6 protein-coding genes and 1 pseudogene are annotated in these 9,182 nt (G+C 71.9%); 5 read left to right on the top strand and 2 right to left on the bottom strand.

Annotation, left to right across the window (positions count from 1 at the left end):
- Window positions 1-18: 18 nt before the first annotated feature.
- Together ACLZN2_RS28775 and ACLZN2_RS28770 are read right to left on the bottom strand one after the other, a co-directional pair.
- Window positions 19-1,218 (bottom strand): glycosyltransferase family 4 protein, encoded by a 1,200-nt coding sequence (locus ACLZN2_RS28775; protein ID WP_416982165.1) that lies wholly within the window; start codon window positions 1,216-1,218, stop codon window positions 19-21.
- 31 nt (window positions 1,219-1,249) lie between these two features.
- Window positions 1,250-2,230, bottom strand: coding sequence for an NAD-dependent epimerase/dehydratase family protein (locus ACLZN2_RS28770; protein ID WP_416982163.1), 981 nt, complete (start codon window positions 2,228-2,230; stop codon window positions 1,250-1,252).
- Between the two features lie 217 nt (window positions 2,231-2,447).
- Between ACLZN2_RS28770 and ACLZN2_RS28765 the strand changes: the two genes are divergently transcribed.
- From ACLZN2_RS28765 to ACLZN2_RS28745, 5 genes and pseudogenes are all read left to right on the top strand, one after another.
- On the top strand, window positions 2,448-3,920 hold the full coding sequence (locus ACLZN2_RS28765; protein WP_416982162.1) for a hypothetical protein: 1,473 nt from the start codon (window positions 2,448-2,450) through the stop codon (window positions 3,918-3,920).
- On the top strand, window positions 3,917-5,497 hold the full coding sequence (locus ACLZN2_RS28760) for a hypothetical protein (RefSeq protein WP_416982161.1): 1,581 nt from the start codon (window positions 3,917-3,919) through the stop codon (window positions 5,495-5,497). The genes ACLZN2_RS28765 and ACLZN2_RS28760 overlap by 4 nt, the downstream gene beginning before the upstream one ends.
- Window positions 5,494-7,035 (top strand): oligosaccharide flippase family protein, encoded by a 1,542-nt coding sequence (locus tag ACLZN2_RS28755; protein WP_416982160.1) that lies wholly within the window; start codon window positions 5,494-5,496, stop codon window positions 7,033-7,035. The genes ACLZN2_RS28760 and ACLZN2_RS28755 overlap by 4 nt, the downstream gene beginning before the upstream one ends.
- Before the next feature lie 85 nt (window positions 7,036-7,120).
- Window positions 7,121-8,770, top strand: coding sequence for a fibronectin type III domain-containing protein (locus tag ACLZN2_RS28750; protein WP_416982158.1), 1,650 nt, complete (start codon window positions 7,121-7,123; stop codon window positions 8,768-8,770).
- Window positions 8,767-9,177, top strand: a pseudogene (locus ACLZN2_RS28745) (adenylyltransferase/cytidyltransferase family protein); the annotation flags it as partial. The gene ACLZN2_RS28750 and the pseudogene ACLZN2_RS28745, both read left to right, overlap by 4 nt.
- Between the last annotated feature and the right edge of the window lie 5 nt (window positions 9,178-9,182).

Genomic DNA, 9,182 nt, shown 5'->3' with positions numbered 1-9,182 from the left:
GCCCCCACCGCCGTCGGTTCAGAGCCGCGGCGCGCGGCTCGCCGTACGCAGGATGTCCTCGAAGCGGGAGGCGCAGTCCTCCAGGGCGAACTCCCGCTCGGCCAGGGCCCGGCTCTCCTTGCCCAGTGACTCGGCGCGAGCCCGGTCGGACAGGATCTCCCGCGCCCAGGAGGCGGCCTCGTCGAGGGAGGACTCCTGCGGCGGGAACACCGCCGACCCCGCCCGGCGCAGCAGCTGCGCCGCGAGGTTGCCGGCGGGCATCAGGCCGAGCACGGGGCGCCCGGCACACAGATACGACAACGTCTTCGACGGCACCGAGAACTCCCCGGCGTCCGCGCCCAGCAGCACCACGAGGAGGTCGCCCGAGCCGAGCACCTCGGGCAGCCGCCCGTACGGCTGGAAGGGCAGCAGGGTCAGGTCGATCCCCCGCTCGGCGGCAGCCCTGCGCAGGACGGGTACGGCCGGGCCGTCGTTGACAACGACCAGCCGCACCGGGGTGCCCCGCGCGCCCAGCCGCTCGGCCAGCCGCACCAGCAGCTCCGGGTTGTGCTTCAGGCCCAGCGTGCCGGAGTACAGCACGGTCCGTACGCCGTCCAGGCCCTGCTCGGCCGACCAGGCGTTGGCCCGGTCCACCGGCACGATCTCGTCCAGCGGCGCCCAGTTGGGGATGACGGTGACCTTGCCGGCCGTGCCCCACTCACGGTGGACGCGCAGGAACGACTCGGCGATCACCACGATCGCCGCGGCCTGCCGCGCCGACCACTTCTCGCCGGCCCCGAAGACCTTCGCGGCGACGCCCATGGACCGCGCGACCTTCTCGGCGGCGAAGCTCTTCATCGCCACGGCCGTCACGTCCTGGTGCCACAGCACCCAGGGGACGCCCATCCGCCGCAGCACGCCCGCCGCGACCACCAGCACCGGGATCGGCATGTTGGACAGCAGGGCCACGTCCGGCTTCTCCTGCCGTACCTGCCGGGCCAGTTCGAGGCCCAGCAGGGTCTCCTGGCGCAGTCGGCGGACGTAGGCGTCCTTCCGCAGCGCGGTGCCGTCCCCGATGGTGACGAAGCGCAGCCCGGGGGTGTCCCCGGCGAGGTTGCCCTTGCCGGAGACGTAGGCCGTGCAGGTCGAGTGGACGACGTCGTGACCGCGGCGCGCCAGTTCACGGCTGAGCTGGGCCTGGAAGGGGTGGCCGCTGTAGTCGTGGACGAGGATCCTCATGGGTTCTCCGTCTCCTCTGCTCATCCGCGCGTCACTGCTGGGAGCGCTTGACCTGGTCGTAGACCCAGGCGTAGGTCGTCTCCAGACCGTCGAGCAGGGTCACCGACGGCTCCCAGCCGTGGATCTCCTGGATCAGGGCGTTGTCGGAGTTGCGGCCGCGCACGCCCTGTGGGGCGTCGAGGCGGTAGGAGCGCTCGCAGCGGACACCGGCGATCTCCTCGACGAGGTCGACGAGCTGGTTGATGGTGACCAGCTCCGAGGAGCCGAGGTTGACCGGGATCCCGCTGTCCCCGTTCATGATCATCTGGCTGCCGCGCACACAGTCGTCGATGTACATGAAGGAACGGGTCTGCAGTCCGTCGCCCCAGATCTCGATCCGGTGGTCGCCGCTGAGGACCGCCTCGGCGATCTTCCGGCACACCGCCGCCGGCGCCTTCTCCCGGCCGCCGGTCCAGGTGCCGTGCGGGCCGTACACGTTGTGATAGCGGGCGACGCGGGTGACGAAGCCGTAGTCCTCGGTGTAGTGCCGGCACATGCGCTCCGAGAACAGCTTCTCCCAGCCGTAGCCGTCCTCCGGCTGCGCCGGGTAGGCGTCCTCCTCCCTGAGCGCGGTGAGGTCCGGGTCGGTCTGCTTGCCGGCGGCGTACACGCAGGCGGAGGAGGAGTAGAAGTAGCCCTCCGTACCGGCCTCGTGCGCGGCCTGCAGCATGTGCGTGCTGGTGAGGACCGACATCATGCAGGCGGCCTTGTTGTTCTCGATGAAGCCCATGCCGCCCATGTCGGCGGCCAGCATGTACACCTGGCGCGCGCCCCGGACGCCCGCGCGGGCGCTCTCCAGGAGCGAGAGGTCGGCGACCACGTTCTCGGCGTCGGGGTGGACCTGGTACCAGTCCTCGCGCGGCTTGATGTCGACGGAGCGGACGGTCAGTCCCTGGGCGAGAAGGTCGCCCACCAGGTGACCGCCGATGAATCCCCCGCCCCCGGCGACGACGACGTCTACCTGCTGGCTCATGCGCAACTCCTCTGCGATTCGCGATACCTGGAGAGATCCGGCGAGATCCGGCGAGATCTGCTGGCCGATAAGCTATGCAGACTTGTCATGATTTGGGGTAATTGGCACGCCGGGAATTTCTCGTTTTCTGCGCGCCTGGGCTGATTAGCGCGATGTAAGCGCTATATATCCTTCAGTGATGTTTCAGCCTAAATATTCGCTCGACGGAGAGGCCGGGATGCAGGACGCTCGCGTCCGCAGTGTGGCTGCGGTCTCCCTCTGGGCCGTGGCGCTGACGGTCCTGCTGCCGGGGCTGATCCTCCAGTCGCACGGTGCGCACCCGTCGGCCGCGTTCGCTCTGCAATGTGTCGTCGTGGTGCACAGCGGCGGTGCGCTCGCCCGGGTGCTCACCGCGTCCCGGGTACGGTTCGTCGCCCTCGGCTTCTGGGTCTTCGTCTACATCTGGCTGGGGCTGGCGGGCCTGGCGATGCTGGCCGCCGACACCTACCCCTGGCCGTACCGGACCGGTGAGACGACCGCCCTCGGGGCCGTGGCCCTCGTCGAACTCGGACTCCTCGCCCACACCGCCGGAACGGCCCTCGCCGCCCGCCGGGAACGCGTCCGCGGGGACAACGGCCCGCCCGGACTCCTGGAGCGCGTCCTCGCCCGCCGTATCGCGCCCTGGCGTCTGCTGGCCCTGTGCGGGCTCGCACTCGGCCTCGCCGCCGTGCTGATCGCCGGCCAACCCGGCCGACTCGGCGCGTACTTCACCAGCCGGCAGGCGATCACCGAGGCCGGTGGGGAGGACGCCTCCCTGCGCTCCCTGCTCAGCTGGTCGCTGTCCGTGCCCGCGTTCTGGGCGCTGCTCGGCCTGCTGTGCGTGCCACGCCGCCCCGGCGGCGACCACTGGCTGCGTGCCGTGCGCTGGCTGCTGCTGCCCGTGCTGCTCGCCCTCAACGTCGTCGTCAACAACCCCATCAGCAAGCCGCGGTTCTGGGCCGGCATGGTCCTGCTGACCCTGCTGTTCTCGGTGCCCCGGCTCTGCCGGCCCCGCGCCTTCCGGGTCACCGCCGCCGCGATCCTCGCCGCGCTGCTGTTCGTCTTCCCCTACAGCGACTACTTCCGCTACAGCGACCGGGAGACCCTCACCGTCGCCTCGCTCGCCGACCAGTTCACCTCCAACGGCGACTACGACGCCTTCCAGCAGATGCAGACCGGCGTCGACTACGCGCACGACCACGGGTTCTCCCCGCAGAACGTCCTCGGCCCGCCGCTGTTCATGGTGCCGCGCGCGATGTGGCCGGAGAAACCCAAGGACACCGGCATCTCCCTGGCCGAGTACGCCGGTTACGAGTTCCACAACCTCTCCGCGCCCCTGTGGATCGAGAGTTACCTGTGGGCCGGACCCCTCGCTGTGGTCCTCGTGTTCCTCCTGCTGGGCGCGTTCGGCCGGCGGGTGGACGACATCCGCCACCGGCTGCGCGAGCACCCCGGCGCCCTCGCCGCCCTGCTCGTCCCGGCGTTCGCCTTCTACCAGATGGTCTTCCTGCGCGGCAGCCTGCTCGCCATCGCGGGTCCGCTGACCCTGCTGTTGGCCGTACCGCTGCTCATCACCACCCCCATCGCCCGGGCATCCCGGTTCCGCTCATCGGCGATGCCGGCCGCAACCCCCCGTCACGCATCGATCCCCGGAACAGGAGGGCACCCGTGACCGGCCCCATCCATCTCGACGACCGGTACGACGAGCCGGACCAACTACGCGACCAACTGCGCCGCATCCTTCGCCACCGCGCCCTGATCGCGCTGGGCCTGGTCCTGGGACTGCTCGGCGGGCTGGCGCTGGCCCAGTACCGCGCGCACACCTACTCCGCCACCAGCGAGGTCCTGGTGCGCTCCACCACCGATCCGTTCGGCGCGGTCGGGGTCTCCGCCGACAACCAGGTCAGCATGACCACGGAGCAGCAGATCGCCACCAGCGCCGAGGTCGCCCGCCGCGTGGCCCACGCCCTCGGCCTGCCCGAGAGCCAGGCGAACGGGCTCGCGTCCCGGCTGCGGGTCACCAACCCGATGAAGTCCCGGGTGCTGCGCTTCGAGTTCACCGCCGGCACCCCGAAGCGCGCGGAACGCGGCGCCAACGTCTTCGCCGAGGCCTACCTCGCCGACCGCAAGGGCCGCAACGACGCCGCGGTGCGGCGCGCCACGGACGCCCTCGGCCAGCAGATCGAGGTGCTCAACGAACAACTGGCCGAGGAGAAGCTGGAGGAGAAGGACACCAAGACCGCCGCGCAGAGCCAGCTCTACACCCTGCAGAAGCGCGTCCTGGACATCAAGTCCCGCGACACCGACGCCGGTGACGTCGTCCGCCGGGCCACCGCCCCGCACCTGCCGGTGGGCCCCGGCCTGCGGACCCTGCTCGCCCTCGGCCTGGTGTGCGGTCTGCTGCTCGGCGTGGTGCTGGCCTGGCTGCGCTCCGCCCTGGACTCCCGGATCCGCTCGGTCGGCGAGCTGCGCGGCGCGCTGAGCACCCCGGTGCTCGGCATCCTGCCCGACGACGAGGACGCGGGCGACGAACTGCTGAAGGTCGGCCGCACCGGCGGCGCCCGCGCCGAGGCGTTCCGCGCCCTGGCCTTCCGGCTGCGCCGGGCCGAGAGCCCCGCGGGTCCCGGGCAGGTGCTCGTCGTCTCCCCGCGCGACGCCGAGGCCGCCGAGGAGGTCGCCGCCAACCTGGCCGCGGCCCTCGCCGAGTACGGCGGAGAGGTGCTCCTGGTCGACGCCGACTCCGACGCCTCCGGCCTCTCGGACCGGCTGCCGCTGATGCCGTACGAGGCACCCACCCTGGAGGAGGCGTTCCTGCCCAGCGGAAGCGTCCTCGTCGACGCCGACGTCACCGGACGGCTCGCGTTCCGCTCCGGCGGCGGCATCGGCGCGCACACCCGCGCCGGCCTGTCCGCCGAGGCCGCGCGGCTGCGGCCGGGCGCCGACTCCACCACCGTCGTCGTCACCGGGCCGTTCCTCACCCACGCCGACGCGCTCGCCGTCGCCCAGCGCGTCGACGGCGTCCTGCTGGTCGTCGGACTCGGCGGCACCCGGCAGGACGACCTGCGCCAGGTGCAGGAGCTGGTCGACTGCTCCGGCGGACGCCTCCTCGGCACCGTCCTCGACGCCGCGCGACCCCGCCGGCGCCTGCGGCTGCCGCGCCGCCGTCCGAAGTACCGTCCGGTGTCCCACACCGTCGCGCCGATGGAACTCCCCGCGCAGGACGGCACCTTCTCCGTCTCCCGGCGGTGACCGCTGCCGAAGCGACCGCTCCCCTCCGCGCCGGGGCCGACGCCCCGCGCGCGGTGGCGGCGGTCGCCCGGGGAGGGTGGTGGGGGATGGCGGGTTCCGCCGCGAACGCCGTCTTCTCCTTCCTGCTGGTCGGCCTCGTCACCCGCGCCGTGGGCGCCGACGGCTCGGGCGTGATCTTCACGGGCGTCGCCCTGTTCACCATCCTCAGCAACACCTGCAAGCTCGGCGCCGACGCCGGGCTGATCCGTTTCGTCCCCCGGGACCTCGCCCTCCACGACGGGCGCTCGGTCCCCGCCCTGCTGCGCATGGCCGTCCTGCCCGCGGCCGCGGTCTCCACCGTGGCCGCCGCGCCCCTGCTGCTCTCGCCCACCGCGGCCCACCTGCTGCTGCCCCAACTGCCCCCGGCGGACGCCGTCTCGCTGGTCCGGCTCTTCGGCGTCTTCCTGCCCGTCGCCACCGTGGGCATGGTCCTGCTCGGCGCCACCCGCGGATACGGCACGGTCGTGCCGTTCGTCGGCGTGGAGCAGATCGGCAAACCGGTGCTGCGCCTGCTGATCGCCCTCCCGGTCGCCTTCCTCCTGCCCAGCCTGACGGCGCTGGCCTCGGCATGGCTGCTGCCGACCCTGGCCGGTTCCGTGGCCGCCTGGTCCGCCCTGCGCCGCTGCCGGGCCGGCCGTGGCCCGACACCCGCACCGCGGCACGAGTCCGTGTCCTGGCGGACGTTCTGGGGTTTCGCCGCGCCCCGCGCGGTCTCCTCCGTCTTCGACATCAGCGCCGCGTGGGTCGGTGTCATCCTGCTGTCGGCCCTTGGCACCGCCTCGGAGGCGGGCGTCTACACCGCGATCGGCCGGGTCGTCACCGCGGGCACACTCCTCCAGCTCGCCGTACGGCTCGCCGTCGCCCCGGAGATCAGCCGACTGCTCGCCCTCGGCGAGGACACCGAGGCCCACGCCCTGCACCGGGTGTCGACCTGCTGGATCGTGCTCTTCTCCTGGCCGCTGTTCGTCCTTGTCGCGGCCTTCCCGGAGACCTTCCTGTCCGCCTTCGGGCCGGAGTTCGTCCGCGGCGCGCCCGCCCTGGTCGTGCTGTGCGCCGCCTCCATGGTCAACGTCGCCGTCGGCAACGCCCAGACCGTGCTGCTGATGGCCGGGCGCAGCTCCTGGCATCTGGCCGTCACCGCGGCAGCGTTCACGGTGCAGCTGACCGTCGGCGTCCTCGCCGTCCCGGCCTGGGGCGTGTTCGGCGCCGCCGTGTCCTGGGCCGCCGCCATCGTCGTGGAGAACCTCGCGGCGGCCCTGCTGATCCGGCTGCGCCTCGGCTTCACCACCGTGGACCGCGGCTACGTCACCGCCCTCGGCCTCGCCCTGACCGTCTCCGTGGTGCTGGGAGCCGCCCGTACGAGGGAAGGTGACACTCCATCAGGACTCGCCGTGGCGATGGTCTTGGGAATGTGTGTATTTGCTATTAGTTTGTGGCGATATCGGACGTCGCTGAGAGTGAGCGATCTGGTCGGAGTGCTGCGCCGCCGCGCCGCATGAGACCGGCCCCGGCCGCAGCGTTCCGGCTCACTCCGCGGGGCGTCCCCGACTCGTACCACTCCCAACCACTGTCACCGGGGTTCCCTTGCACCTGAGAAAGCTCCGCTCGAAGCCGGTCACCAGGGTCGCCGTCACCGCCCTCGTGTGCTCCGCAGCCCTGCTCGACGCCTCCCTCGCCGCGGCCGCCGACGGCGGCCCGAAGACGTTCTCCGCCGATGCGCTGCCGACCTGGCAGACCGAGGGCATCGTCTGGTCGATGGCAGCCGCGAACGGCGTCGTCTACGTCGGAGGAACGTTCGAGGCGGTCCGTCCGCCGGGTGCGGCACCGGGCCGGAAGCTGGTGGCCCGCCGCAACTTCGCCGCGTTCGACGCCGTGACCGGCAAACTCCTGCCCTGCGCCCCGTCCTTCACCGGGCACAACCACACCGTGCGGGCCATGAAGGCCTCCGCGGACGGCCGGGTGCTGTACATCGGCGGTTCCTTCGACCGCGCCGGCTCCGAGAAGGCGGCCAACCTGGTCGCGCTCAACACCTCCGACTGCTCCGTACGCAAGGAGTTCAAGCCGACCGTGTCGTCGACCGTCCGGGCCGTCGAGCCCACGGACCGGGCGATCTACCTCGGCGGGGACTTCGGCCGGGTCTCCGGCCAGACCCGGAGCCGTATCGCCGCCGTCACGCCCAAGGGCGCCCTGCTGCCCTTCAGGGCCGAACTCGACCAGCCGGTGCGCGCCCTGTCGGCCGCGCTCCCGCAGGGGCGCCTGTTCGTCGGCGGCGACTTCGAGGAGGTCAACGGGCAGCGGGCCCGCTCCCTGGTCACCCTGAACCCCGTCACCGGTGCCACCATGCTCGCCTACCCGGGCTGGTTCCCGACCCAGTCGTCGGTGAAGACGATCGCCCAGGACAAGTCCCGCTTCTTCGTGGGCGCCGAGGGCCACGGGCCGGGCATCTACGACGGCCGGATCGCGGGCCGGACCGCCACCGGCATCATGGTGTGGAACGACACCTGCCGCGGCGCCACCCAGTCCGTCCTGCCCTACAACGGCGTTCTCTACAGTGCCTCGCACGCCCACGACTGCAACGAGACGCCCGGCGGGTTCCCCGACCGGGGCGACCGCCAGCACTTCCTGGCCCAGCGGGTCGAGAACCGCAGGATCCTGCACTGGTTCCCCGACACCGACGGCGGCCTCGGCGAGCAGGTCGGTCCCCGCATCCTGGTGGTGTCGAGGGGCGTCCTGTGGGCGGGCGGTGAGTTCACCGAGGTCAACGAGGCGCCCCAGCAGGGCCTCACGCGCTTCGGCGACAAGGACACCGGCGCGCCGGAGGGGCCGCCCACCCTGTCCCTGGCGGCGTCCCAGCCCGGCAAGGTCACCCTCGCCTGGCGTGCCGCGTGGGACCGCGACGACGCCGTGTTGACGTACCGGATTTTCCGCGACGGCAAGCTGGTCGCGAACAAGGCCAAGTCCTCCGCCTTCTGGGACCGACCGAGGATGACCTGGACCGACTCGGTTCCGGCCGGCTCCCGCCACCAGTACGCCATCCAGGTCACGGACGGCACCAACAGCGCGGCCAGGTCCCGTTCCCTGACCGTGAACGTGCCGAAGAAGCCCACGCAGCACACCGCCGGCGCACCGGCTCAGCCCGCTCAGGGCGCCCCGGCGCAGGGCGCACAGTCGGCACAGACCACCCAGCCGGGCCAGTCGCAGCCGGCCGCGCGACGAGGAGGTGGGGAGCGATGACCCGCATCGGATTCGCCCCCGGCGTCTACGACCTGTTCCACATCGGCCACCTGAACATCCTGCGTGAGGCCCGCCGGCACTGCGACCGGCTCGTCGCGGGGGTGAGCTCCGACGACCTGACGGCACGGCTGAAGGGCAAGGTCCCGGTCGTCCCGCTCGCCGAACGACTCGACATCGTCCGCAGTGTGAAATACGTCGACGACGTCGTCGTGGAGACGGTGGACGACAAGCTGATCACCTGGAAGCGCGTCGGCTTCCACGCCATCTTCAAGGGCGACGACTGGCGCGGCACCCCCAAGTGGCTGGAGTACGAGCGGCGGTTCAGGGAGGTCGGTGTGGAGGTCGTCTACTTCCCGTACACCATGCACACCTCCAGCACCCTGCTGCGCAGTGCCCTCAGGATGCTGGCCGA

The sequence above is a fragment of the Streptomyces sp. T028 genome, assembly GCF_048159505.1.
Classification (GTDB): Bacteria; Actinomycetota; Actinomycetes; order Streptomycetales; family Streptomycetaceae; genus Streptomyces.
This window is presented reverse-complemented; position numbering and strand designations above follow the sequence as displayed.